Origin of the sequence: Xanthomonas populi (genome assembly GCF_002940065.1) — a bacterium.
GTDB classification, from domain to species: Bacteria; Pseudomonadota; Gammaproteobacteria; order Xanthomonadales; family Xanthomonadaceae; genus Xanthomonas; species Xanthomonas populi.
This window is the reverse complement of record NZ_MDEJ01000007.1, coordinates 15,370-38,249: the sequence shown is the minus strand read 5'-3', so window position 1 is coordinate 38,249 and position 22,880 is coordinate 15,370. Positions and strand designations below refer to the sequence as shown.

Annotated in this window: 22 protein-coding genes and 2 tRNA genes; 23 read left to right on the top strand and 1 reads right to left on the bottom strand. The window is 61.4% G+C overall.

The genetic code is table 11. The features are described from left to right. Window positions 1–178 precede the first annotated feature (178 nt). From XpopCFBP1817_RS02220 to XpopCFBP1817_RS02205, 4 genes are read left to right on the top strand one after another with little or no spacing between them, the layout of a single operon-like run. On the top strand, window positions 179–862 hold the full coding sequence (locus XpopCFBP1817_RS02220) for a methylamine utilization protein (RefSeq protein WP_128415819.1): 684 nt from the start codon (window positions 179–181) through the stop codon (window positions 860–862). Continuing rightward, a complete protein-coding gene (locus XpopCFBP1817_RS02215; protein WP_128415796.1) occupies window positions 859–3,228 on the top strand; it encodes a putative bifunctional diguanylate cyclase/phosphodiesterase in 2,370 nt (789 codons plus the stop codon). The genes XpopCFBP1817_RS02220 and XpopCFBP1817_RS02215 overlap by 4 nt, the downstream gene beginning before the upstream one ends. Next, complete coding sequence (locus tag XpopCFBP1817_RS02210) at window positions 3,225–4,097, top strand: DUF3034 family protein (protein ID WP_167393787.1); 873 nt, start codon at window positions 3,225–3,227, stop codon at window positions 4,095–4,097. Before XpopCFBP1817_RS02215 ends, XpopCFBP1817_RS02210 begins: the two co-directional genes overlap by 4 nt. Next, window positions 4,097–4,525 carry a group I truncated hemoglobin gene (locus XpopCFBP1817_RS02205; RefSeq protein WP_128415794.1) on the top strand — a complete coding sequence of 143 codons (429 nt, stop codon included), beginning with the start codon at window positions 4,097–4,099 and terminating at the stop codon, window positions 4,523–4,525. Before XpopCFBP1817_RS02210 ends, XpopCFBP1817_RS02205 begins: the two co-directional genes overlap by 1 nt. A gap of 59 nt (window positions 4,526–4,584) precedes the next feature. On the opposite strand, the gene XpopCFBP1817_RS02200 is transcribed toward XpopCFBP1817_RS02205, so the two are convergent. Beyond that, on the bottom strand, window positions 4,585–5,385 hold the full coding sequence (locus XpopCFBP1817_RS02200) for an SDR family NAD(P)-dependent oxidoreductase (protein WP_128415793.1): 801 nt from the start codon (window positions 5,383–5,385) through the stop codon (window positions 4,585–4,587). A gap of 111 nt (window positions 5,386–5,496) precedes the next feature. On the opposite strand from XpopCFBP1817_RS02200, the gene tpiA reads away from it, so the two are divergent. The 19 genes from tpiA (at window position 5,497) to rimP (ending at window position 22,877) form a co-directional block, all read left to right on the top strand. After that, complete coding sequence (gene tpiA, locus XpopCFBP1817_RS02195) at window positions 5,497–6,252, top strand: triose-phosphate isomerase (RefSeq protein WP_128415792.1); 756 nt, start codon at window positions 5,497–5,499, stop codon at window positions 6,250–6,252. A 33-nt stretch (window positions 6,253–6,285) separates the two neighbouring features. Beyond that, entirely contained in the window at window positions 6,286–6,732 is a 447-nt protein-coding gene (gene secG, locus XpopCFBP1817_RS02190) for a preprotein translocase subunit SecG (RefSeq protein ID WP_128415791.1), read from the top strand. Window positions 6,733–6,781: 49 nt separating this feature from the next. Further along, window positions 6,782–6,866, top strand: a tRNA-Leu gene (locus XpopCFBP1817_RS02185). A gap of 107 nt (window positions 6,867–6,973) precedes the next feature. Next, complete coding sequence (locus tag XpopCFBP1817_RS02180; protein ID WP_128415790.1) at window positions 6,974–7,330, top strand: NADH-quinone oxidoreductase subunit A; 357 nt, start codon at window positions 6,974–6,976, stop codon at window positions 7,328–7,330. Further along, window positions 7,321–7,875, top strand: coding sequence for a NuoB/complex I 20 kDa subunit family protein (locus XpopCFBP1817_RS02175; protein WP_128415789.1), 555 nt, complete (start codon window positions 7,321–7,323; stop codon window positions 7,873–7,875). The genes XpopCFBP1817_RS02180 and XpopCFBP1817_RS02175 overlap by 10 nt, the downstream gene beginning before the upstream one ends. A 36-nt stretch (window positions 7,876–7,911) precedes the next feature. After that, entirely contained in the window at window positions 7,912–8,664 is a 753-nt protein-coding gene (locus XpopCFBP1817_RS02170; RefSeq protein ID WP_128415788.1) for an NADH-quinone oxidoreductase subunit C, read from the top strand. Further along, window positions 8,661–9,968 carry an NADH-quinone oxidoreductase subunit D gene (locus XpopCFBP1817_RS02165; RefSeq protein ID WP_128415787.1) on the top strand — a complete coding sequence of 436 codons (1,308 nt, stop codon included), beginning with the start codon at window positions 8,661–8,663 and terminating at the stop codon, window positions 9,966–9,968. The genes XpopCFBP1817_RS02170 and XpopCFBP1817_RS02165 overlap by 4 nt, the downstream gene beginning before the upstream one ends. Next, window positions 9,965–10,492 carry an NADH-quinone oxidoreductase subunit NuoE gene (gene nuoE / locus XpopCFBP1817_RS02160; RefSeq protein WP_128415786.1) on the top strand — a complete coding sequence of 176 codons (528 nt, stop codon included), beginning with the start codon at window positions 9,965–9,967 and terminating at the stop codon, window positions 10,490–10,492. Before XpopCFBP1817_RS02165 ends, nuoE begins: the two co-directional genes overlap by 4 nt. Before the next feature lie 3 nt (window positions 10,493–10,495). Then, window positions 10,496–11,830 carry an NADH-quinone oxidoreductase subunit NuoF gene (nuoF, locus tag XpopCFBP1817_RS02155; protein WP_128415785.1) on the top strand — a complete coding sequence of 445 codons (1,335 nt, stop codon included), beginning with the start codon at window positions 10,496–10,498 and terminating at the stop codon, window positions 11,828–11,830. Next, window positions 11,827–14,061 carry an NADH-quinone oxidoreductase subunit NuoG gene (gene nuoG, locus XpopCFBP1817_RS02150; protein ID WP_128415784.1) on the top strand — a complete coding sequence of 745 codons (2,235 nt, stop codon included), beginning with the start codon at window positions 11,827–11,829 and terminating at the stop codon, window positions 14,059–14,061. The genes nuoF and nuoG overlap by 4 nt, the downstream gene beginning before the upstream one ends. Beyond that, the gene (nuoH, locus tag XpopCFBP1817_RS02145; RefSeq protein ID WP_128415783.1) at window positions 14,058–15,149 is read left to right on the top strand and encodes an NADH-quinone oxidoreductase subunit NuoH; all 1,092 of its coding nucleotides are present in this window, start codon (window positions 14,058–14,060) and stop codon (window positions 15,147–15,149) included. Before nuoG ends, nuoH begins: the two co-directional genes overlap by 4 nt. Before the next feature lie 3 nt (window positions 15,150–15,152). Beyond that, window positions 15,153–15,641 carry an NADH-quinone oxidoreductase subunit NuoI gene (gene nuoI / locus XpopCFBP1817_RS02140; protein ID WP_006450559.1) on the top strand — a complete coding sequence of 163 codons (489 nt, stop codon included), beginning with the start codon at window positions 15,153–15,155 and terminating at the stop codon, window positions 15,639–15,641. 4 nt (window positions 15,642–15,645) lie between these two features. After that, entirely contained in the window at window positions 15,646–16,308 is a 663-nt protein-coding gene (locus XpopCFBP1817_RS02135) for an NADH-quinone oxidoreductase subunit J (protein ID WP_208619528.1), read from the top strand. Beyond that, window positions 16,305–16,610: an NADH-quinone oxidoreductase subunit NuoK gene (gene nuoK, locus XpopCFBP1817_RS02130; protein ID WP_006450557.1), complete on the top strand. Its 306-nt coding sequence runs from the start codon at window positions 16,305–16,307 to the stop codon at window positions 16,608–16,610. Before XpopCFBP1817_RS02135 ends, nuoK begins: the two co-directional genes overlap by 4 nt. Before the next feature lie 7 nt (window positions 16,611–16,617). Further along, the gene (gene nuoL / locus XpopCFBP1817_RS02125; protein ID WP_128415782.1) at window positions 16,618–18,774 is read left to right on the top strand and encodes an NADH-quinone oxidoreductase subunit L; all 2,157 of its coding nucleotides are present in this window, start codon (window positions 16,618–16,620) and stop codon (window positions 18,772–18,774) included. A 20-nt stretch (window positions 18,775–18,794) separates the two neighbouring features. Beyond that, on the top strand, window positions 18,795–20,297 hold the full coding sequence (locus tag XpopCFBP1817_RS02120) for an NADH-quinone oxidoreductase subunit M (protein WP_128415781.1): 1,503 nt from the start codon (window positions 18,795–18,797) through the stop codon (window positions 20,295–20,297). 36 nt (window positions 20,298–20,333) lie between these two features. Continuing rightward, window positions 20,334–21,794: an NADH-quinone oxidoreductase subunit NuoN gene (nuoN, locus tag XpopCFBP1817_RS02115; protein ID WP_128415780.1), complete on the top strand. Its 1,461-nt coding sequence runs from the start codon at window positions 20,334–20,336 to the stop codon at window positions 21,792–21,794. A 204-nt stretch (window positions 21,795–21,998) separates the two neighbouring features. Further along, window positions 21,999–22,075, top strand: a tRNA-Met gene (locus XpopCFBP1817_RS02110). Window positions 22,076–22,286: 211 nt separating this feature from the next. After that, window positions 22,287–22,877, top strand: a complete 591-nt coding sequence (rimP, locus tag XpopCFBP1817_RS02105; RefSeq protein WP_128415779.1) for a ribosome maturation factor RimP — start codon at window positions 22,287–22,289, stop codon at window positions 22,875–22,877. Window positions 22,878–22,880: the final 3 nt, after the last annotated feature.

Here is a 22,880-nt window from a genome sequence, read left to right as displayed (position 1 = left end):
CAATAGCCGCGCTCGCAACATGGGGAATGACGAACGCCACAGTTTTGTTGAGAAAATTACGCTCCTGGCATGTTAAAGCTTGCGCTCACCTCAGCCGATAATTCAATCTGATGCTCAGCGCAACGTCGGACTCGCCTGGCGCCCGCTGCAGATTGCAATGAGGTGCGGGCGCATGCGGATGCCATTGTTCAGCCAGCTCAGTGCGGTTTCGGTAGTGCTTGCTTACTGCGCGGCAAGCGCTGCGGTGGCAACGCCGGTCAGTGTGACGGTGGTCGATGCCAGCGGCGTGTTGATCGATGCGGTGGTCAGTCTGGAGCCGGCGCGTCCCGCTGCAGCCAGTGCGTCCAAGACCGCCGAGATGGATCAGGTCAATTCGCAGTTCGTGCCCGCCGTCCTGGCGGTGCGGACTGGCACCTTGGTGCGCTTTCCGAACAACGACCAAATCCGCCACCAGGTCTATTCGTTTTCGCCTGCCAAACGTTTCGAATTGCCGCTGTTCCAGGGCACCAAGGCCACGCCGATCCGTTTCGATCAGGCGGGCCTGGTGACGATTGGCTGCAATATTCACGACTGGATGCTTGGCTATATCGTCGTGCTTGAGACGCCATATTTCGGCAAGACCGGTGGCGACGGCCGCGTGCAACTGGATGCGCCCGTGGGCAAGTACACGCTGCGGGTCTGGCATCCGCGTATCAAGGGGGCTGCGGTCACCGAGCCGTTGGTGCTTGCGCGCGATGCAGTGCAGCGCCGCATAACTCTCCCTACCACCGGAGGCGCACCGATCGTGGCACCACCCGATGAGCGCGCTCGCTTGCTGCAGGACAAATTCCGTCATGCCGACCCGAAGAAGCCGCATCCATGAAGGCGATGCGCCTGCATACCCGCATTGCGGCGTTGGTGGTCCTGGTGGTGCTCGCCACGCAAGTGCTGACCTTCATGGCAGTGCAGGTCGCCACCGAGCGCAGCGTCAAGGCGCAGCTCGGCGAAGAATTGCAGATCGGCGAACGCGTCTGGGAACGCATCAATGTGCGCCGCGACGAGCAGCTGATGCAGTCGGCCTCGGTACTGGCCGACGATTTCGGTTTTCGTGCGGCGGTTGCCAGTGGCGACGTGCCGACCATGCAGTCGGCATTGCGTAATCATGCCGCGCGCATGTCGGCGCAGACCGCACTGCTGTTGTCGCCGGATGGCGAATTCCTGATCGGGGTGGCGGATCTGCCGCAAGCCGAGCAAGTGCGTGCCGTGCAGGCCTTGCTGCAGCAGGCGCAGCGCAACGGACGCGCGGTCGGGGTGGTGGCATTGGATACACGCATCGTGCGGCTGGCAGTGGTGCAAGTGCTGGCGCCGAATCGGGTTGGCTGGATCGCGATCGGCAACGAATCCGGCGATGGGCTTGCGCAGGATTTCCGCAGCACGACCGGGCTGGATGCGACTTTCTTCACCGATGGCCCGCCGGTGCGCGTACTGGCCTCCACGTTGGAGCCGGCCGCACGTGCCGAGTTCGCCAAGCAGCTTCCTGCTGCCGAAGGTTTGCAGGGCGCAGCGATCCCGCTGACGCTGGCCAACGCGCGCTATCTGGTCAAGCTGCAATCGATCCAGGGTGACAGCAACGTGCGGGTCGCCTTGCAGGCCTCATTGGATCGTGCGGTCGCACCGTATCGCATCCTCAAATTACGCATTCTCTTATTGGCGGGTCTGGCCACGGCCGCCGCACTTGGCGTGGCGATTTTTCTCGCCCGCAGCGTCAGCAAGCCGGTTGCGCAATTGGTGCAGGCAGCAAGACGCATCCAGCGCGGCGATTACCACACCGCCGTGCAGGTGCCGCCCGGACGCGAACTCGCCGAGCTGGCCGACAGCTTCGGACGCATGCAGCAGCAGATCGCCAGCCGCGAGCAGCACATCCTGCATCAGGCGCGGCACGATGCCTTGACCGGCCTGCCCAATCGGATCTGGTTGCTGGAGCGGCTGCAACAGGTGGTCGACCAGACCGTGGCCTCGGGCGGTACCGCCGCCGTGCTGATCCTGGATCTTGAGCGCTTCAAGGAACTCAACGACAGCCTGGGGCACGACTTCGCCGATCAGGTGCTGGTCGAAGCAGGGCGCCGCCTTGCCGAGGTCGTGCAGGAGCCGAATGTGGTCGGGCGGCTGGGCAGCGATGAATTCATGGTGGTGGTGGCGCAGGCCAATATGACCACCGTGCAGCAGGATGCGCAGCGATTGTTGCTGCAGCTGCGTCGTCCACTGGCGTTGCCGCAGGCGCGCATACAGCTGGAAGTCAGCATTGGCATCGCCTTGATCCCCGAACATGGCGCCGACCCGGACACCTTGCTGCGTCGCGCCGACATTGCACGTCGCCAGGGCGGAAATGTCACTACCATCGGCGCCAGCAGCGTGTATCGCCTGGGCCAGGACGAGCAGCATCTGCGTCGTCTACGGCTTACCGGCGATCTGCGCCAGGCCATCGCCAGCAACGAGTTGACCTTGCGCTTCCAGCCCAAGATCTGCCTGCGCAGCGATCGTGTCGAGCAGGTCGAGGTGCTGGTGCGCTGGCATCACCCGGTGCTCGGTCCGATCGGCCCGGACGAATTTATTCCGCTCGCCGAGCACTCCGGGGTGATCCACCCGCTGACCCGCTATGTGCTGGACGAAGCGCTGCGGTGCCAGGCGCAATGGTGCAGCCAAGGCTTGGAGCTGGGCATGGCGATCAATCTTTCCGCGCTGGATCTGTCTGATCCCGGCTTGCCCGATTACGTGCGCGGTCTTCTGGAGCATCACGCGGTGGCGGCCGAGCTTGTCACGTTGGAATTAACCGAAAGCGCCTTGATGCGCGATGTCGAATTCGCCCTGCACATGCTGCATCAGTTGCGCAGCGTCGGCGTGCGCCTGTCTATCGACGACTTCGGCACCGGTTATTCCTCGCTGGCGCAACTCAAGCGCATGCCGGTGAACGAATTGAAGATCGACAAGAGTTTCGTCATGCAATTGGCCGAAGGCACCGACGATGCGTTCATCGTGCGCAGTACGATTGATCTGGGGCATAACCTCGGGTTGAGCGTAATCGCCGAAGGCGTGGAAAATGCCACGGCGCTTGGGCTGCTGCGTGGATACGGCTGCGACATGGTGCAGGGCTATCTGTACGCGCCGCCGCTGGAAGAAGCGCCGCTGGTTGCCTGGTGCATCCGTCAACTCGATCTGGCACCCGCCGCGCAGGCAGGAGCACAACGATGAGCAAGCGGGTGCGTGCCACGCTGTCTGCGGCGGTGTTGGGTTTTTCGATTGTGCCGGTGCTGGCGATCGCTGGACAAGGACGTCTGCTTGCCACCGGTGGGGTATCGATGATCGAAGGCAGCAGCGGCGGCGGCATCGTGCCGTGGGCCACGTTGTCGGGCTACGGCACGCGCGATGAACTCGCCACCGTCGTGTTCGCCACCCACGTGGACAGCGGCGATTACCGGCTCGACGTGCAGGGTGCTGCACTCACGGTCGGCAACCGGTTGGAACTCTCGCTCGCGCGGCAACGCCTGGATCTTGGCACGTTGCAGGATCGATTGGGTCTTCCGTGGAATGCGCTGGGCCAGGACGTATTCGGCGCAAAGCTGCGCTTGGATGGCGACCTTGTGTACGGGCGCGCGCCGCAAATCAGCCTGGGTGTGCAATACAAGCGTCTGCGCAACGGCACGCTGCCGTTGGCGCTCGGTGCGCGCGACGATCACGGCACCGATGTGTACTTCAGCGCCAGCCGGTTATTTCTGCAAGGCGTTGGCGGTTATCAGCTGTTGTTAAACGGCACACTGCGCGCCACCCGCGCCAATCAGACCGGCTTGCTCGGCTTTGGCGGAGATCGCCGCAACAGCTACCGGCTGGTGGGCGAGGCCAGCGCTGCCGTGATGTTGTCGCCCTCCCTGGCAGTGGGCGTGGAATATCGCGATAAACCAGATAACCTGAGTTTCGCGCGCGAACAGTCCTGGGCAGACGCCTTCGTCGCCTGGTTTCCCAGCAAGCATGTGTCGTTCACTGCGGCTTGGGCGGATCTTGGCGATGTCGCCACGCTCACCGATCAGCGCGGTCCCTATCTTTCCTTGCAGGTGGCGTTCTGATGAACCGATGGCTGCGCTGCTGCCTGCTGTGCGCGCTTGGCCTGATGAGCGCCTGCGCCACCACGCAACCGCGCCAGACGCTCTACGACGAACTCGGCGGGCAAGCCGGGATCGAAGCGCTGGTGGAAACCATGCTCTCGCGCATTGCCGACGATCAACGCATCGTCGATCAGTTCGCGCGCGTCAACATCGTCATGCTCAACGCGCGTCTGGTGCAGAAGTTCTGCCACGTCAGCGATGGGCCGTGCCCGGATACTGCCAAGTCGATGAAACAGGCGCATGCGCATCTGGCAATTCGCGAAGGCGACTTCAACGCATTGGTGGAAGATTTGAAATGGGCAATGGATCAGCGCCGCATCCCGCGCCGCATGCAGAATCGCCTGCTCGCAAGACTGGCGGCCATGCATGGCGAGATCGTCAATCACTGACGCTCGCGTGTGCACTGTCATGCAGTTGCGCACCCGCACCGATCAACTGCACAACCTCCTCAATCCAGCGGACGCACACGATGCGATCCGCGCGCCATCAGGCGCAACGCAAGTGCATGCGGCAACATGCGCAACGCGGCATTGGCCAGTCGATAGCGCCAGCCCGGCACCGCCAGCACCTGGCAGCGTTCCAACGCTTCGATGCCGTACTCGGCCACAGCATCGGCTTGCAACCACGCCCAGTGGGGCAGGGTGGACATCGCTTCGCGCGTGCGGGTGACATCGTGAAATTCCGACCATGCAAAGCCTGGGCACAGCGCGCAGACTTTCACTGCGCAATCTGCGTTTTCCAGCGCCAGCGATTCGCTGAAGCGCAGCAGAAAGCTCTTGCTCGCCGCATACAGCGTTTGCCCATCGGCACTCGGCGTCAGTGCGGCAAACGAGGCCACATTGAGAATGCGGCCCTGGCCACTGGCGCGGATCATCGGCAACAGCCGCCAGGTCAACTCGCATACCGCGCTCACCATCACCTGCAGAAAACGCGCATGCGTGGCCCAGGCGTTGTGCAGGTAGCGGCCCGGTATGCCGTAGCCGGCGTTGTTGACCAGGGTGCCGACGGTCCAGTCATTGCGCTGAATCTGCGCGACCAGCGCTTCTATCGCCGTGGGGTCGGCAAGATCGGCCTGCAACACTTCGACCCGCACCAACGCGCTCAACTCCTCGGCCAGCGCTTCCAGTCTGTCCAGCCGGCGCGCGGTCAGGATCAACGGCACGCCGCGCCTGGCGTAAGCACGCGCGATCTCGCGGCCGATGCCGCTGGAGGCGCCGGTGGCCAATGCGAAGACAGGCGAAACGGACATGGCAGGCTCCTGTAGGGGAGGAATGGGACAGGCAATGGACACAAGTGTGCCGGCTGCCGACAAGGCATGGGCTATTCTATCGCCTGTCTTACACTCAGGAACCTGCGCCTGATGCGTAGAAAACTCGTTGCCGGAAATTGGAAACTGCATGGCAGCCGCGCCTTCGCCACCGAACTGGTGGCCCAGATCGCCGCGCACATGCCCCAGGAGAATGTCGATGTCGTCATCCTACCGCCACTGCCTTATCTCGGCGATCTGATCGAGGATTTCGAGGAGTATCACCTGTGTTTCGGTGCGCAGGACGTCAGTAGTAACGAGAAGGGCGCCTACACCGGTGAGGTCTCGGCCACGATGCTGGTCGATGTCGGCGCCGAGTACGGGCTGGTCGGCCACTCCGAACGTCGTCAGTACCATCAAGAGAGCAGTGAGCTGGTAGCGCGTAAATTTGCCGCCGCCATGCACGCCGGGTTGATCCCTGTGCTGTGCGTTGGCGAATCGCTGGAGCAACGCGAAGCGGGCCAGACCGAGGCGGTGCTGCGCGCTCAGCTTGAGCCGGTGCTGGCCTTGGTCGGGAGTGAAGGCTTCGCCAGCGCCGTGCTCGCTTACGAGCCGATCTGGGCCATTGGCACCGGCCGCACCGCCAGCCCTGAGCAGGCCCAGGCCGTCCACGCCTTCCTGCGTGGCGAAGTCGCCAAGGCGAATGCTAGAATTGCCGATTCGCTGACCATTGTGTACGGGGGCAGTGTCAAGCCCGACAACGCCAACGAGCTGTTCGCTCAGCCCGATGTCGATGGCGGGCTGGTCGGAGGCGCGTCACTGGTCGCCGAAGATTTTCTGGCCATCGCACGTGCGATGGCCGTTTGTTAAACCTTTAAGTTTTGTCCGGGGACAGATTTCCAAATGCTGATGTTGATCCTCAATGTGATCTACGTGTTGGTTGCGCTGGCGATGATTGCGCTGATCCTGATGCAGCGTGGTGCGGGTGCGGCAGCCGGGTCCGGTTTCGGTGCTGGTGCGTCGGGCACCGTGTTCGGCTCGCAGGGAGCGTCGAACTTCCTGTCCAAGTCAACCAAATGGCTGGCGGTGGTGTTTTTCAGCATCAGTCTGTTCATGGCGTGGTACGCCACCCATGGCGCGCGTCCTACCGATCAGAATCTGGGCGTGATGTCGCAGTCGGCCACCCCGGCGCCTGCTGCCGCTGGCGAGCTGACTCAGCCGTTGTCGCAGGCACCAGCCGCCGGCGCGGTGCCTAGCGCCCCATCTCAGCCGTTGCCTGCTGCTGCGCCTGCGCAGTCCGCTCCTGAGGCACGCGAAGAAAACGCTTCAGAACCAGCACAAAAACGCTGAGGCCGGTTACAATACGCTGCGCACTGGGATGCCCAGCGGCGCAACGTATGCCCAGGTGGCGGAATTGGTAGACGCACTACCTTGAGGTGGTAGCGATTTAGGTCGTAGGGGTTCGAGTCCCCTCTTGGGCACCATATGTTTGGCTGCAGTTCCTGCGCATCGTGGCGATGCCGCGCGCGGGTTCTGCTCATACCCCATGCCGGCACGCGGCGCGTGCGGGCAAAGGCAAGAGAGAATCGCTGTGCTGGCCGAATATTTGCCGAGTCTGCTGTTTCTGATCGTCGCCACCGGTATCGGCATCACATTGATGTTGATCGGCCGGTTCCTCGGTCCGCGTAGCCCCGATGCACGCAAGCTCTCGCCGTACGAGTGTGGCTTCGAGGCGTTCGAAGACGCGCGCATGAAGTTCGACGTGCGCTACTACCTGATCGCGATCCAGTTCATCGTGTTCGATCTGGAAATCATCTTCATCGTGCCGTGGACGCAGGTGTTCATGGAGATCGGCGCACGTTCGCTGGTCACCATGGGGCTGTTCGTCGGTATGTTGTTTATCGGTTTTATCTACGTCTGGAAGAAGGGAGCGTTGGAATGGGAGTGATTCAGACCCTTGATAGTCTGATGACCAATCCGATGCCGGAAGGTCGGTTGGACGACATCCTGCGCCCGGAAGGCGAGAACCCGCTGCTCGATAAGGGCTACGTGACCACCAGCGTGGATGCGCTGTTGAATTGGGCGCGTACCGGTTCGATGTGGCCGATGACCTTTGGTCTGGCCTGCTGCGCGGTCGAGATGATGCATGCCGGTGCGGCGCGCCTGGATCTGGACCGTTACGGCGTGGTGTTCCGCCCATCGCCGCGCCAGTCCGACGTGATGATCGTGGCCGGCACGCTGGTCAACAAGATGGCGCCGGCGCTGCGCAAGGTCTACGACCAGATGCCGGATCCGAAGTGGGTCATCTCGATGGGTAGCTGCGCCAACGGCGGCGGCTATTACCATTATTCGTATTCGGTGGTGCGCGGTTGCGACCGCATCGTGCCGGTGGACATTTATGTCCCGGGCTGCCCGCCGACCGCCGAGGCGCTGGTCTACGGCATCTTGCAGCTGCAGAAGAAGATCTGGCGTACCCAGACCATCGCGCGCTGATACCCGTCTTCTTCTACCGAGAGCAGCCAAGCCACCATGGCAGAGCAAGCATCCTCCTTCACTGACCGACTTGCGGCATGTTTTGCGGGTGCGCAGATTGCCGTGGCATTGCCGCGCGGCGAAGTGACGCTGGAAGTCGCTGCGGCGCAGTGGCACGCCACCTGTCTGGCCTTGCGCGACGAGTTCGGTTTCGAGCAGTTGAGCGACCTGTGCGGCGTCGATTACCTGGGCTATGGCAGCGACGAGTGGGATACCGCCGACGTGTCGTCGCAGGGCTTCAGCCGCGGCGTCGAAGGCAAGGCCGTCGGCCGTTTCGCCTGGGGGGAATTTCCCAGCCAGGAAAGCTCCGATGGCGCGCATCCGCAGCACATGCCCAAGCAGCGTTTTGCGGTGGTCGCCCAACTGATTTCCTACCAGCACAACCAGCGTCTGCGCGTGCGTTGCTACGCGCCGAACGAGGAGGTTCCGGTGGTGGCCTCGTTGACCGATATCTGGCCAGGCGTTAACTGGTTCGAGCGCGAAGCGTTCGATCTGTTCGGCATCGTGTTCGACGGTCACCCTGATCTGCGCCGCATCCTGACCGACTACGGATTCGTCGGTCATCCGTTCCGCAAGGATTTCCCGCTGATCGGCAACGTCGAAGTGCGTTATGACGAAGAGAAAAAGCGCGTGGTGTACGAGCCGGTCAGCTCGGTGGAGCCACGCGTCGGTGTGCCGCGCGTGATTCGCGACGATGCCCGTTATGAGACTGCCGCTGGTGAAGTGGGCAAGTCGGAGACTGCCAAGTGAGTGAGTTCCACCAGGCGACTGCCGCCTTCGCTAGCAATCCTGTCGAAAGCAAGCAGGAAATCCGCAATTACACGATGAACTTCGGCCCGCAGCATCCTGCGGCGCACGGCGTGTTGCGTCTTATCCTGGAAATGGATGGCGAAACCGTGGTGCGTGCCGATCCGCATATCGGCCTGCTGCATCGTGGCACCGAGAAGCTGGCCGAGTCCAAGCCGTTCAACCAGTCGGTTCCTTACATGGATCGTCTGGATTACGTGTCGATGATGTGCAACGAGCACGCTTATGTGCGCGCGATCGAGTCCCTGATGGGAATCGAAGCGCCCGAGCGTGCGCAGTACATCCGCACGATGTTCGATGAAATCACCCGTATCAAGAACCACCTGATGTGGCTCGGCTCCAACGCGCTCGATCTGGGCGCGATGGCGGTGATGCTGTATGCGTTCCGCGAGCGCGAAGAACTGATGGACGTCTACGAGGCGGTCAGTGGCGCGCGCATGCACGCTGCCTACTACCGTCCCGGAGGCGTGTATCGCGATCTACCCGATTGCATGCCCAAGTACAAGGAATCGCGTTGGCACAAGGGCGGGGCGCTGAAGAAGCTCAACGCCGCGCGCGAAGGCTCGATGCTGGATTTCCTCGAGGACTTCACCACTACGTTCCCGTCGCGCGTAGACGAGTACGAGACGCTGCTGACCGGCAACCGTATCTGGAAGCAGCGCACCGTCGATGTCGGCATCATCAGCCCTGGTCTGGCACGTGCCTGGGGCATGACCGGCCCGATGCTGCGTGGCTCCGGTATCGAATGGGATCTGCGCAAGAAGCAGCCGTATGCCAAGTACGACGCAGTGGATTTCGATATCCCGGTCGGCACCAACGGCGATTGCTACGACCGTTATCTGGTGCGCGTGGCCGAGATGCGTGAATCCAATCGCATCATCAAGCAATGCGTGACGTGGTTGAAGGCCAACCCCGGACCGGTCATGGTTACTAATTTCAAGGTCGCTCCGCCAAGCCGCGAAGGCATGAAGGACGACATGGAAGCACTGATCCATCACTTCAAGCTGTTCAGTGAAGGCTATTGCGTGCCGGCCGGCGAGACCTATTGCGCGGTCGAAGCACCCAAGGGAGAGTTCGGCTGCTATCTGATGTCCGATGGCGCCAACAAGCCGTTCCGCCTGCATCTGCGCGCGCCGGGCTTTGCGCATCTGTCCTCGATGGACGCAGTGGTGCGTGGCTATTTGCTGGCCGACGTCGTGGCGATGATCGGTACTTACGATTTGGTTTTCGGTGAGGTTGACCGATGAAGGCGACGGGTAATTTCGAAGCGGCGCGCGACGTCGATCCGCAGGTAGTGCTGAGCGACAAGACGCGCGCGCACATTGATTATTGGCTCGCTAGGTTTCCGCCCGACCGCAAGCGTTCGGCGGTGCTGCAGGGCTTGCATGCCGCGCAGGAACAGAACCAGGGCTGGTTGACTGACGAGTTGATCGTTGGTGTGGCCAAGTATCTTGAACTTCCGCCGGTGTGGGCTTACGAGGTCGCCAGCTTCTACTCGATGTTCGAGACCGAAAAAGTCGGACGCCACAACGTGGCGTTCTGCACCAACATCAGCTGCTGGCTCAACGGCGCTGAAGATCTGCTGGCGCACGCGGAAAAGAAACTGGGTTGCAAGCTGGGGCAGTCGACGGCCGATGGCCGCGTCTACCTCAAGCGCGAAGAAGAGTGCCTGGCGGCCTGCTCTGCAGCGCCGATGATGGTCATCAACGGCCACTACCACGAGAACCTGACGAAAGAGAAGGTCGACGCGCTGCTGGACGGGCTGGAGTAAGGCATGGCACATCATCACGCACCCTCAGGCCCGGTCGGTCCAGCGCCGTTGCCGCATCAGGTCGTCTATACGACGCTGCACTACGACACCCCGTGGTCGTACGAGAGCTATCTCAAATCCGGTGGCTACGCCGCGCTGCGCAAGATTCTGGAAGAGAAGATCGCGCCGGCCGACGTCATCGAGATGGTCAAGGCCTCCAATCTGCGTGGCCGTGGTGGCGCGGGCTTTCCGACCGGTTTGAAGTGGTCGTTCATGCCCAAGGGCACGATGCAGAAGTACATCCTGTGCAACTCGGACGAGTCCGAGCCGGGAACCTGCAAGGATCGCGACATCCTGCGTTACAACCCGCATTCGGTAGTGGAAGGCATGGCGATCGCCTGCTACGCCACTGGTTCGACCGTGGGCTACAACTACCTGCGTGGCGAGTTCCACCACGAGCCGTTCGAAAAATTCGAACTGGCGCTGGCCGATGCGTATGCCAACGGCTGGCTTGGCAAGAACATTCTCGGCAGCGGCGTGGATATCGACATCTACGGTGCGCTGGGTGCTGGCGCCTACATCTGCGGCGAAGAAACCGCGTTGATGGAATCGCTGGAAGGCAAGAAAGGCCAGCCGCGTTACAAGCCGCCGTTCCCGGCGAACTTCGGCCTGTACGGCAAGCCGACAACCATCAACAACACCGAGACCTATGCGTCGGTGCCGGCGATCATTCGCAACGGCCCGGAGTGGTTCCTGGGGTTGAGCAAAACCAAGAACGGCGGCCCGAAGATCTTCTCGGTGTCCGGTTGCGTGCAGAAGGGCGGCAATTTTGAAGTGCCGCTCGGCACCACCTTCGACGAACTGCTGGAAATGGCGGGTGGTCTGCGTCCGGGCCGCACCCTCAAGGGCGTGGTGCCTGGTGGCGTGTCGATGCCGGTGTTGAAGGCCGATCAGGTCGCCGGTCTACAGATGGATTACGACACCTTGCGTGCGCTTGGTACCGGTCTGGGTTCGGGCGCGATTGTCGTCCTGGACGACAGCGTCTGTTGCGTGCGTTTCGCTTGCCGCATCTCGCAGTTCTTCCATAAGGAATCCTGCGGTCAGTGCACCCCATGCCGCGAAGGAACCGGATGGATGCACCGCGTGCTGGAGCGCATCGTCGCCGGCAAGGCCACGATGGAAGACCTGCATCAGTTGCGCACCGTGGCCGGCCAGATCGAAGGACACACCATCTGCGCCTTCGGCGAAGCGGCGGCGTGGCCGATTCAGGGCTTCCTGCGTCAGTTCTGGGACGAGTTTGAGTACTACATCGTCAACGGTCGTTCGATCGTCGACACGCACGTCGGAGTGGCCGCATGAGCGCCCAACCAGTGAACCCGAACGTGCCACCGGATCATGTCACCGTCGAAATCGACGGCCAGAGTTTAGTGGTGCCGAAGGGTTCGATGATCATCCAGGCGGCAGACAAGGCCGGCATCCCGATTCCGCGCTTCTGCTATCACGAGAAGCTGCCGATCGCGGCCAACTGCCGCATGTGCCTGGTGGACGTCGAGAAGTCGCCCAAGCCGTCGCCTGCTTGCGCGACGCCGGTGATGGACGGCATGAAAGTCACCACGCGTAGCGAAAAAGCGCTGAAGTACCAGCGCAGCGTGATGGAATTTCTGCTGATCAATCACCCGCTGGACTGCCCGATCTGCGATCAGGGCGGCGAGTGCGAATTGCAGGACGTCTCGCTCGGTTACGGCCGGTCGGTCAGCCGCTTCAACGAGCGTAAGCGCGTGGTGCCCGACGAAGACATCGGTCCGTTGGTCGCCACCGAAATGACTCGCTGCATCCAGTGCACACGCTGTGTGCGCTTCACCGCAGATATTGCCGGCACCTACGAGCTGGGCGGCATGTATCGCGGTGAAAACCTGCAGATCGGCACCTACGACGGCAAGCCGCTGACCACCGAAATTTCCGGCAACGTCATCGACGTGTGCCCGGTCGGCGCGCTGACCAACAAGGTGTTCCAGTTCCGTGCCCGCCCGTGGGAGCTGATGGCGCGCGAATCGCTTGGCTATCACGACGCGATGGGCTCGAACCTGTTCCTGCACGTGCGTCGTGGCGAAGTGCTGCGCACCGTGCCGCGCGAGAACGAGGCGGTCAACGAGTGCTGGCTGTCCGATCGCGATCGTTACTCGCATCAGGGCCTGTACTCCGACGACCGTGCGGTCAAGCCGCTGAAGAAGATCAACGGCGAATGGACCGAGGTGAGCTGGACCGAAGGTCTGGCAGCAGCGACGCAGATTTTGCGCGACAACGCTGGCGATGCGCTCGGCGTGTTGGTGCATCCGTCCACCTCCAACGAGGAAGGCGCGCTACTCGCGCGTCTGGCCGAAGGCCTGGGCAGCGGCAATCTGGATCACCGTCTGCTCAACCGCGATTTTTCCGATGCCGCAGTGGCGCAAGCCTTCGCCACGCCGCTGGCCGAGATCGAGCAAGCCTATGTGGTGGTGCTGTTCGGCACCAATGTGCGTCACGAACTGCCGTTGCTCCATGCGCGTCTGCGCAAGGCCAGTATCCAGAACGGGACGCAGATCCATTCGGTCAATCCGGTCGACTTCGATTTCGCCTTTACCCAGACAAGCCGCACGGTCGTTGCGCCGTCGCAGCTGGCTGGCGTATTGGACGATGCGGCATTGCGTGATGCGGTGAAGGGCGCCACGCGTGCCGTGATCGTGGTTGGCGCACTGGCTGAAAATCATCCGCAGGCTGCTGCACTACGTGCTGCTGCACGTGATTTTGCCGCCGCAACCGGCGCATCGCTGTGCCGCATCCCGCAGGGTGCCAATGCGGTGGGTCTGGTGTCGCAAGGTGTGCTGCCGACTGCACGCGATGTCGCCGGCATGCTCGCGCAGCCGCGTCAGGCGTATGTGTTGTATGGCATCGAGCCGGGTCTGGATTTCGCCGATGCCGCCGCTGCGCGCGGTGCGCTGGCGGGTGCGAAAGTGGTTGCCTTCAGTCAGTTCGCCTGCGCATCCACACGCGATGTGGCCGATGTGATCCTGCCGATCGGCGCATTGCCGGAAATCGACGCATCGCTGACCAATCTCGACGGTTGCGTGCAGACCGCACGTGCCGCCGGCCGCTTGCCGGTGGAAGCGCGCGAAGGTTGGCGCGTGTTGCGTGCGCTCGGTGGTGAGCTGGGTCTGGCCGGTTTTGAATTCATCGATCTGGTCGGCCTGCGTGCCGGCATGCAGAATCGCAGCGTGACGCCTGCAAACTCCACACAGCCTTCGGCTGCGAGCGATGGGTTGGAAGTGGCTGCGACCGCTGCGATCTATCGCACCGACGCAGTGGTACGTCGCGCCGCTGCATTGCAGTCGCATCCGCTCAATGTCGCGCCGTGTGTGGCGATGCATCCGGAGCAGGCAGTGCAGTTGCAGCTTGGCGCAGGTCAGATGGTCAAGGTTGGTACCGATGCCGGTAAGGCAACGCTGCCGGTGGTGCTGGACAAGCGCGTCGCACCGGGCACGGTGTGGATCGAATCCGGCCATGGCGCAACCGCGCCGCTTGGTGCCGGTCGGGTAACGGTGGTGGCTGCATGAACGAATTGCTGTTGAATCTGGTCAATCCCCTGCACCAGTGGTTCGTCGGGCTGGGCGATGGTGGCGTGGTGTTGTGGACCGTGCTGAAGATCCTGCTGATCGCGGTGCCGGTGATTGTGGCGGTGGCTTTCTTTGTGGTCTGGGAGCGCAAGCTGATCGGTTGGATGCACATACGCCACGGGCCGATGTACGTGGGTATGGGCATTTTTCAGGCCTTCGCCGACGTGTTCAAACTCCTGTTCAAGGAGATCGTGCAGCCGAGCAGCGCGCACAAGGTGATGTTCATCATCGCGCCGTTGCTGACGCTGGCACCTGCCTTCGCGGCCTGGTCGGTGGTGCCGTTCGATGCGCAACTGGTGCTGTCCAACGCCAACGTGGGCTTGTTGTATCTGCTGGCGATGACCTCGCTGGGCGTGTACGGGATCATCCTGGCCGGCTGGGCGTCCAACTCCAAGTACGCGTTCCTGGGTGCGATGCGCTCGGCGGCGCAGGTAGTCAGCTACGAAATCGCGATGGGCTTTGCGCTGGTCGGCGTTATGATCGCGTCGGGCAGCGTCAACCTGAGCCAGATCGTGCTTGCGCAGGGCGGTAGTTCGGGCTTCTTTGACTGGTTCCTGATCCCGCTGTTCCCGTTATTCGTCGTGTACTGGGTTTCCGGCGTGGCCGAAACTAACCGCGCGCCGTTCGACGTGGTGGAAGGCGAATCGGAAATCGTTGCCGGTCACATGGTGGAGTACTCGGGCGGTGCATTCGCACTGTTCTTCCTGGCCGAATACGCCAACATGATCCTGGTCAGCTTCCTGATCTCGATCTTCTTCCTCGGTGGTTGGCTGAGCCCGATCCAGGGTTGGGTCAATGCGGATATCTCGCCGTGGATCGACTGGTTGTGGAAGGGCGGTTGGCCGTGGCTGCTGATGAAGGTGTTCTTCTTCGCCAGCGCTTACATCTGGTTCCGTGCCAGCTTCCCGCGCTACCGCTATGACCAGATCATGCGTCTGGGCTGGAAGGTGTTCATTCCGCTCACAATCGTGTGGATCGCAGTGACGGCGTTGATGGTGTTTTACGGCGTGATCCAGAAGGGCGTGTAATCGATGAACAAGATCACCCATTACTTTAAGAGCTTGCTGCTGCTCGAACTGCTCGGAGGGCTCTGGCTGACGTTGAAATACACGTTCAAGCCCAAGTACACCGTGCTGTATCCGATGGAGAAGTTCCCGCAGTCGCCGCGCTTCCGTGGCGTGCACGCACTACGTCGCTATCCTAACGGCGAAGAGCGTTGCATCGCCTGCAAACTGTGCGAAGCAGTGTGCCCGGCGCTGGCGATCACCATCGACTCGGCCAAGCGCGAGGACGGCTCGCGTCGTACCACGCGCTACGACATCGATCTGTTCAAGTGCATCTTCTGCGGCTTCTGCGAAGAAAGCTGCCCGGTGGATTCGATCGTCGAAACGCACCTCCTCGAGTACCACTTCGAGAAGCGAGGCGAAAATATTCTTAATAAGCCGCAGCTGCTGGCGATCGGAGACCGGTTCGAAACCGAGATCGCCGAGCGTCGCGCTGCCGATGCCGCCTTCCGTTGAGGTCATGATGGACTGGGTCAAAATTGCTTTCTACGCGTTCTCAGCCGTCGCGGTCGTCTCTGCGGGTGCGGTGATCAGCGTGCGCAACCCGGTATACGCCGTTTTATGCCTGATCCTCACTTTCTTCTCGATGGCGTGCATCTGGTTGCTGGTCGGCGCCGAGTTCCTCGGCGTGACGCTGGTACTGGTCTACGTCGGCGCGGTGATGGTGCTGTTCCTGTTCGTAGTGATGATGCTGGATATCGACACCAGCCGCCTGCGCGAGGGCTGGGTCAAATACATGCCGGTCGGCGTCATCGTGGCGGTTGCCATGTTTGCACAGATGGTCACCCTGATCGGCGTCAAGGCGCGCAGTGCAACGCCGGTCCCGGTCGACAACGCCGCCGCGCAAGCCGCCGACGTATCGAATCTGACTTGGCTGGCCAAGAGCCTCTACACCGAGTTCCTGCTGCCATTCGAATTTGCCGCAGTGATCCTGACAGTGGCGGTGGTTGCCGCGGTGATGCTGACCTTGCGCAAGCGCACCGGCATCAAGCTGCAGAACGCAGGTGAGCAATCGCGGGTCAAGGCAGGCGACCGTCTGCGCATGGTCAAAATGGCGGTTGAAAAGCCGGCACAGGTCACGCCGAAGCGCGATGCGGCCGACGGACAGGAGGCGAAGTCTTGATTACCTTGGGCCATCTGCTTGGATTGGGCGCGGTGCTGTTCTGCATCTCCCTGGCCGGCATCTTCCTCAACCGCAAGAACGTCATCGTGTTGCTGATGTCGATCGAGTTGATGCTGCTTTCGGTCAACGTCAACTTCATTGCGTTCTCGCGCGAGCTCGGCGACCCCGCCGGTCAGTTGTTCGTGTTCTTCATCCTGACCGTTGCCGCCGCGGAGGCTGCGATCGGCCTTGCGATCCTTGTGACTCTGTTCCGCACGCGCCGCACGATCAATGTGGCCGAAGTCGATACGTTGAAGGGCTGACCTGTAGATGGAAATCACTCTCTCCAAGAGTCTGTTGATTGCGATGGTGCTTGCACCGCTGATCGGCAGCATCATAGCCGGCCTGTTCGGTCGCCAGGTAGGGCGCAAGGGCGCGCAATACGTCACCATCTTGGGCGTGGCGGTCAGCTGCGTGCTGTCGTGCCTGACGCTGTATCAACTGGTGGAGCAGGGCGCCAGCCCGTTCAACCAGAACCTGTACACCTTCTTCGATGTCGCTAATTACTCGGCGCATGTTGGCTTTATGGTCGACCGCCTGACCGCGATGATGATGGTGGTGGTGACCTTCGTGTCGCTGTTGGTGCATATCTACACCATCGGCTACATGGAAGAAGATCCGGGTTACCAGCGCTTTTTCAGCTACATCTCGTTGTTCACCTTCTCCATGCTCACGCTGGTGATGAGCAACAACTTCCTGCAGCTGTTCTTCGGCTGGGAAGCGGTCGGTCTGGTGTCCTACCTGCTGATCGGTTTCTGGTTCAAGCGCCCGACGGCAGTGTTCGCCAACATGAAGGCGTTCCTGGTCAATCGGGTCGGCGACTTCGGCTTTATTCTCGGTATCGCCGGTGTGCTGCTGTGGTTCGGCTCGCTGGATTACTCCACCGTGTTCGCCAACGCGAACACCATGACCAACGCCAAGGTGCAGTTGTTCGCCGGCCACGAATGGAGCGTGATGACGCTGATCTGCATCTGCCTGTTCATCGGTGCGATGGGTAAGTCGGCGCAGGTGCCGCTGCATGTATGGCTGCCCGACTCGATGGAAGGCCCGACCCCGATTTCGGCACTGATCCACGCCGCAACGATGGTGACCGCCGGCATTTTCATGGTCGCGCGCATGTCGCCGCTGTTCGAACTGTCGGAAACCGCGCTGAACTTCATCCTGTTCATCGGTGCGACCACGGCGTTCTTCACCGGCCTGATCGGCATCGTGCAGAATGACATCAAGCGCGTGGTTGCCTATTCCACGCTGTCCCAGCTCGGCTACATGACCGTGGCGCTGGGCGTGTCCGCGTACTCGGCGGCCGTGTTCCATCTTATGACGCATGCGTTCTTCAAGGCGCTGCTGTTCCTGGCGGCCGGCTCGGTCATCATCGGCATGCACCACGAGCAGGACATGCGCAAGATGGGCGGCCTGCGCAAGTACATGAAGATGACCTACTGGACCAGCGTGATCGGTACCCTGGCCCTGGTCGGTACGCCGTTCTTCTCCGGCTTCTACTCGAAAGACACCATCATCGAGGCGGCTGCGCACCACGCCCACGAGTCGCATAGCTGGATCGCGACCTATGGGTACTGGGCGGTGCTCGGCGGCGTGCTGGTCACCAGCTTCTACAGTTTCCGCCTGTTGTTCCTGACCTTCCACGGCAAGGAGCGCTTCCGCGATGCGCATGCGCATGACGCGCACGGACATCACGACAGTGCTCACGCTGACGCGCACGACAGCCACGCGCACGATGCGCATGCATACGACACGCGCGGCCACTATGACCATGCTTATGGACATCACGGTGTCCACGAGCCGCATGAGTCGAAGTGGGTGGTGACGCTGCCATTGATCCTGCTGGCGATTCCTTCGGTGGCGATCGGCTTCTTGACCATCGGACCGATGCTGTTCGGTACCGATTGGCAAGGTCACCACGCAGCGCATGCGATCAAGGGTCAGGCCTTGTCGTTCTTTACCGGCATCGTCGATTTCTACGATCCGGCACACGATACCGTGGGCGCACTGGCCGAAGAGTTCCATGGCCCGGTGGCGTTCGCACTGCACGGCATGATGGCGGCGCCGTTCTGCCTGACGGTTGCCGGTCTTCTGCTGGCCGCGCTGTTCTATCTGTGGAAGCCGGAGCTGGCCACCAAGTCGCGCAAGGCGTTCGCGCCGATCGTGTGGCTGCTGGAAAATAAGTACGGTTTCGACAAGCTCTGGATCAATGGCTTCGCCGGTGGCGGCGTTGTTCTTGGCAAGATGTCACGTGCCATCGATACCCATGTGGTCGACGGTGCCGTCGTCAATGGTTCTGCCCGACTGATCGACCTGGCTGCAAATCTGCTGCGTCGCACGCAATCCGGTTTCCTCTATCACTACGCCTTCGTAATGATCATCGGTTTGATCGCCTTGTTGGCGGTACTGATGCATTTCTGGCGTTGACCTGTACGGAATAAGAAAACGTGTCGAACTGGCCTTTACTGTCTATCTTGATCTGGCTGCCGATTATCGGTGGCGCCATGATCCTTGCGTTGCGCAACGTCGAAACTGCCCGCTGGGCATCGTTGGCGGTGGCGGTGGCGACCTTTGCGCTGAGTCTGCCGCTGCTGGGCTACGAAACCGCAAACGACGCCATGCAGTTCATCGAACTGCACGCCTGGATTCCGGCCTACAACATCGGCTACAACCTGGGCGTGGATGGCATCGCGGTCGCGTTGATCGTGCTGACTACGCTGGTGACGGTGCTGGCCCTGATCGGCGCCTGGCGCTCAATCGACAAGCGCGTCAATCAGTACGTTGCCGCCTTCCTGATCCTGGAAGGCGTCACGGTGGGCATCTTCGCCGCCACCGATGCGATGCTGTTCTATGTCTTCTTCGAAGCCATGCTGATCCCGATGTTTTTGATCATCGGTGTCTGGGGTGGCCCGCGACGTATCTATGCGGCGATGAAGTTCTTCCTGTACACCTTCCTCGGCTCGGTGCTGATGCTGGTGGGCCTGGTCTATCTGTATTTGAAGGGTGGCAGCTTCCAGCTTGCCGACATGTACGCGCTGCAGCTGACTGCAAAGGAGCAGACCTGGATCTTCTTCGCGTTCCTGATCGCCTTTGCGGTCAAGGTGCCGATGTTCCCCGTGCACACCTGGTTGCCGGATGCGCACGTCGAGGCGCCGACCGCCGGTTCGGTGATCCTGGCCGCGATCGCGTTGAAGATCGGTGGCTACGGCTTTTTGCGTTTCAATCTACCGATCGTGCCGGATGCGAGCCATGAGTTCGCCTGGCTTGTCATCGCGCTGTCGCTGATCGCAGTGGTCTACGTCGGCTTGGTGGCGTTGGTGCAGGAAGACATGAAAAAGCTGGTGGCGTACTCGTCCATCGCACACATGGGCTTCGTCACCCTGGGCGCCTTCATCGCCTTCACCCTGGTGCGCGAATACGGCAGCACCGATGCCGCCCGTCTGGGCTTGCAGGGTGCGATGGTGCAGATGATTTCGCACGGCTTCGTGTCCGGCGCGATGTTCTCCTGCATCGGCGTGTTGTACGACCGCATGCACACCCGTCGCATCGCCGATTACGGCGGCGTGGTCAATGTGATGCCTTGGTTTGCCACCTTCGCCATGCTGTTCTTCATGGCCAATGCCGGCCTGCCGGGTACCAGCGGTTTCGTTGGCGAGTTCATGGTGATCCTGGCCAGCTTCCAGAAGCATCCGTTGGTCGCCTTCGCCGCTGCCACCACGCTGATAATCACCGCCGCCTACACGCTGTGGCTTTACAAGCGCGTGTTCTTTGGCGAAGTGGCCAACGCACACGTGGCCGAGCTGAAGGACATCAATGGCCGTGAGGCACTCGTGCTGGGGGTGTTCGCCGCTGGCGTGCTGGCCCTGGGCCTGTATCCGAAGCCGCTGACCGATCTGATGGAACCATCAATCGCCAAGCTGGCTACCCAGATTGCCGCGACCAAGCTGTAACCGCTTGCCGTACGTACCGATTTTCAGGATTTGATGATGACCACGCCAACGCTCGCGCCGTTGACCACCGCTGACATGGCTCTGCTCGCACCGGAGCTGGTGCTGATCGGCGGCGCCTTTGCTCTGTTGATGCTCGATCTGTTCGTGAGCCAGCGGCACAAAGTCTGGACCCACCTGTTCTCCGTGGCCGTGCTTGCTATGGTGTTTGCACTGTTGGCGACCGGGACGGGCGGGCAGGGCGAAGCCTTCCACGGCATGTTCGTCCGCGACACCGCAGCCGACGTCATGAAGACGGTGATCGTGCTGGTCAGCGGTCTGAGCCTGGTCTACGGCTGGAGGTACCTGCGCGAACGCAATCTCTATCAGGGCGAAATTCCGGTGCTGATGTTGTTCGCCACCGCAGGCATGATGCTGCTGGCCTCTGCAGGCAGCTTGCTGATGGTGTACCTGGGGTTGGAACTGCTGGCGCTGTGTTCGTATGCACTAGTCGCGTCCAACCGCGACAACGGCCTGGCCACCGAAGCGGCGATGAAGTATTTCGTGCTTGGTTCGCTGGCTTCTGGTTTGTTGCTGTACGGCATGTCGCTGGTGTACGGCGCTACCGGCACCTTGAGCCTTGCGGGTATCCATGACGCGATCGAAGGATCCAACGAACGCACTCTGCTGCTGACCGGCACCATCTTCATGATCTCAGGTGTGGCCTTCAAGCTGGGCGCCGCTCCGTTCCATATGTGGCTGCCCGATGTGTATCAGGGCGCGCCCGCACCGATCGCGTTGTTCATCAGTTCCGCGCCCAAGCTCGCTGCCTTCGGCATGACCTATCGCCTGCTCGAAGTCGGTATGGGCCCGTTGTCGCCGCAGTGGCATCTGGTGATCGGTGGCCTGTCGGCACTGTCGCTTGTGATCGGCAACCTGATGGCGATTGCGCAGACCAATCTCAAGCGCATGCTCGCGTATTCGACCGTCTCGCACATCGGCTTCCTGCTGATGGGCGTGGCCGGTGGTGGCGAAGAAGGCTATGCAGCGGCGATGTTCTACTCAGTGAGCTACACCATCATGTCGACCGCTGCATTCGGCGCCATCATCGCGTTGTCGCGCAATGGTTTCGAAGCCGAGAACATCGACGACTTCAAGGGCTTGAACGCTCGCAATCCGTGGATGGCGGGGCTGGTGCTGTGCATCATGGCCTCGCTTGCAGGTATCCCACCGTTCCTCGGCTTCTGGACCAAGCTGGCCGTGTTGGGCGCTGCGGTGAAGGGCGACATGTTGTGGCTGGCGTTGTTCGGCGTGCTCTGCGCGGTGATCGGTGCCTACTACTATCTGCGCGTCATCAAGGTCATGTACTTCGACGAACCGGTCGGTGAGCCGTTGCCGGCCAGTAACGACCGTGTGCTCGGCACCGTACTCGGCGTCAACGCACTTGCACTGCTGGCACTCGGTCTGGCCTGGAGCCCGATAATGGTGTGGTGCCAGCGCGCATTTGCATGCCTTGCTTAAGACGCGCGTACCTGCATGACGTTGCAGGCGCGTCCGTCAGATGCGCCTTTGACGAGTGACTGAAATAAAGTCGTGATTGCTGTTTCGTTTTTGTTGCAATGCGGTTATCATTTGCCGCGACGTTGAAGACCCCCAAGGTTTTCAACCGATGAAAAACTTAGGGCTTGCAATTGACGCTCAAGTTCTTCATAATTCCGCTTCTGCTGCGGGGTGGAGCAGTCTGGCAGCTCGTCGGGCTCATAACCCGAAGGTCGCAGGTTCAAATCCTGCCCCCGCTACCAAGTTTGAATTGCTGCTTTAATGCAGTTTGCCTTACGGCAGCAGTTCATTTTCTTGGATCGCAAAGACGCATGTTCCCGTCTTTGCGCCGGCCCTTAGAGGTCGGGGTTTTTTCACGCAAGGGGCCCATCGGGCCCCTTGTTTTTTCCGGAACCGGAAAGTTCGCTGCCGGTTGCCGGGGTTCTACTGGCAATCATTTGATCAAGGCAGTCTGTGAGCGAAAAAGCGACCGAAATCGCGAATCTGCTGAGTCCAACGGTTGAGTCCTTGGGCTTGGAACTGCTTGGTGTGGAATATCTTCCCGCTCCAGGTGGCGCCACGTTGCGTCTGTACATTGATGTGCCGCTGGCCGAACAGCCCGAGCGTGTGATCAACGTTGATGACTGCGAGCGCGTGAGCCGTGAAGTCTCCGCCCAGCTCGACGTCGAAGATCCGATCGCAGGCAACTACACGCTCGAAGTGTCTTCGCCGGGCGTGGATCGCCCTTTGTTCACCCTGGAACAGTTCGCACGTCATGCCGGCGAGTCCGCAAAGATCGTGTTGAAGCTGGCGCAGGATGGCCGGCGCCGCTTTCAGGGCAAGATCCTGCGTATCGAGGCTGAGGCCGACGCCGTGGTGTTCGCGATCGACGGCAAGGACGTGCAGATCGGCTTCGACAACATCGACAAGGCGCGCATCCTGCCGGATTGGGTCGCTTTGGGCCTGGCGCCGCAAAAACCGAATAAGCCCGGCCCGAAAAAACCCGGGCACGAGAAGAAGAAACCATCCAACGAGTCGGCGGCTGGCAAGCCGCGCGCGGAGTGACTA

Excerpts from the sequence above, each read along its gene's own strand:
- XpopCFBP1817_RS02220 (WP_128415819.1), top strand. The coding sequence starts at position 179 with ATGCCATTGTTCAGCCAGCTCAGTGCGGTTTCGGTAGTGCTTGCTTAC.
- XpopCFBP1817_RS02215 (WP_128415796.1), top strand. The coding sequence starts at position 859 with ATGAAGGCGATGCGCCTGCATACCCGCATTGCGGCGTTGGTGGTCCTG.
- XpopCFBP1817_RS02210 (WP_167393787.1), top strand. The coding sequence starts at position 3,225 with ATGAGCAAGCGGGTGCGTGCCACGCTGTCTGCGGCGGTGTTGGGTTTT.
- XpopCFBP1817_RS02205 (WP_128415794.1), top strand. The coding sequence starts at position 4,097 with ATGAACCGATGGCTGCGCTGCTGCCTGCTGTGCGCGCTTGGCCTGATG.
- XpopCFBP1817_RS02200 (WP_128415793.1), bottom strand. The coding sequence starts at position 5,385 with ATGTCCGTTTCGCCTGTCTTCGCATTGGCCACCGGCGCCTCCAGCGGC.
- tpiA (WP_128415792.1), top strand. The coding sequence starts at position 5,497 with ATGCGTAGAAAACTCGTTGCCGGAAATTGGAAACTGCATGGCAGCCGC.
- secG (WP_128415791.1), top strand. The coding sequence starts at position 6,286 with ATGCTGATGTTGATCCTCAATGTGATCTACGTGTTGGTTGCGCTGGCG.
- XpopCFBP1817_RS02175 (WP_128415789.1), top strand. The coding sequence starts at position 7,321 with ATGGGAGTGATTCAGACCCTTGATAGTCTGATGACCAATCCGATGCCG.
- XpopCFBP1817_RS02170 (WP_128415788.1), top strand. The coding sequence starts at position 7,912 with ATGGCAGAGCAAGCATCCTCCTTCACTGACCGACTTGCGGCATGTTTT.
- nuoE (WP_128415786.1), top strand. The coding sequence starts at position 9,965 with ATGAAGGCGACGGGTAATTTCGAAGCGGCGCGCGACGTCGATCCGCAG.
- nuoF (WP_128415785.1), top strand. The coding sequence starts at position 10,496 with ATGGCACATCATCACGCACCCTCAGGCCCGGTCGGTCCAGCGCCGTTG.
- nuoG (WP_128415784.1), top strand. The coding sequence starts at position 11,827 with ATGAGCGCCCAACCAGTGAACCCGAACGTGCCACCGGATCATGTCACC.
- nuoH (WP_128415783.1), top strand. The coding sequence starts at position 14,058 with ATGAACGAATTGCTGTTGAATCTGGTCAATCCCCTGCACCAGTGGTTC.
- nuoI (WP_006450559.1), top strand. The coding sequence starts at position 15,153 with ATGAACAAGATCACCCATTACTTTAAGAGCTTGCTGCTGCTCGAACTG.
- XpopCFBP1817_RS02135 (WP_208619528.1), top strand. The coding sequence starts at position 15,646 with ATGATGGACTGGGTCAAAATTGCTTTCTACGCGTTCTCAGCCGTCGCG.
- nuoL (WP_128415782.1), top strand. The coding sequence starts at position 16,618 with ATGGAAATCACTCTCTCCAAGAGTCTGTTGATTGCGATGGTGCTTGCA.
- nuoN (WP_128415780.1), top strand. The coding sequence starts at position 20,334 with ATGACCACGCCAACGCTCGCGCCGTTGACCACCGCTGACATGGCTCTG.